At 41.2% G+C, this 759-nt stretch carries 2 protein-coding genes; both read right to left on the bottom strand.

The annotated features are described in order from the left end of the window. Positions 1-142: 142 nt before the first annotated feature. Positions 143-445, bottom strand: coding sequence for a hypothetical protein (locus EER30_RS46730; protein ID WP_164842813.1), 303 nt, complete (start codon positions 443-445; stop codon positions 143-145). Between the two features lie 68 nt (positions 446-513). After that, positions 514-759 (bottom strand): hypothetical protein (locus tag EER30_RS48305; RefSeq protein WP_205650740.1); only part of this gene is annotated, 246 nt, incomplete at its 5' end.

Below are 759 nucleotides of genomic sequence, written 5' to 3'. Positions count from 1 at the left end.
GGATTTATCACTAGAGTTCGCCCGGTCTTTTTTTTGTTTGAATCCTTTCTTCTCAAAAGGTTGAAAGGTGCCGGGCTTTGAGCAGCTATTAGCGAAAAGTGTTTCTGGCCTGTTTTTTGTTTTTGGAATACAAAATAGAAAACTAGCTAACTACTGTGGGCTTTGGTTTGGTAGCCGATTCCTTTGGCTGGCGGGTAAAGGGTTTGGAAGTTGCAGGATTTGGGATGATAATCGAAGAAGGGGTCAAACCTTTCTGGGTTTGAAATTTCACTTTTTGTTCTTTCATTCCTTTATCTGAAAGGAAAAGAAAGGGGAAAACCTCTTTTTTTTTACCTTGTACCAGTGTATTGGCTGAAGGCGCCCTCTTTGATGCTTGATGAGTAAAAGGGAAGCATTTTTTTTGAGATTGGCAACAATTTTCGGAATTAGTGTCTTTTTTTTTCACTTTGAAAGTTTTCGATTGGGTTTGCTCAGGATAATTCAAGCAGTCAGTGCGTTCTCGTGGAAGGGTCGCTATTTGAGATTTATTTTTTCTTTACTTTTTTTTCGAAATTGTAAAGGAAATGCTCGAATAGGCAGATGTCCACAATTTTTGAGAGCCACTGGCGACGGCGCCGCGAGCAAAAGATAGTGCTCAAAGCAGGCAAAATTTTGCCATGTGAGTCTCCAGCGCGGTACGCCAACGTTAGTTTCAGTGGTAGCGGAGTCAAAGCAGAAGAAGGAAGGGGGCAACTCTTTTTTTTTTCTGTTACGGATCGA

The organism is Actinoplanes solisilvae, assembly GCF_003999975.1.
Taxonomy (GTDB): Bacteria; Actinomycetota; Actinomycetes; order Mycobacteriales; family Micromonosporaceae; genus Actinoplanes; species Actinoplanes solisilvae.
This window is presented reverse-complemented; position numbering and strand designations above follow the sequence as displayed.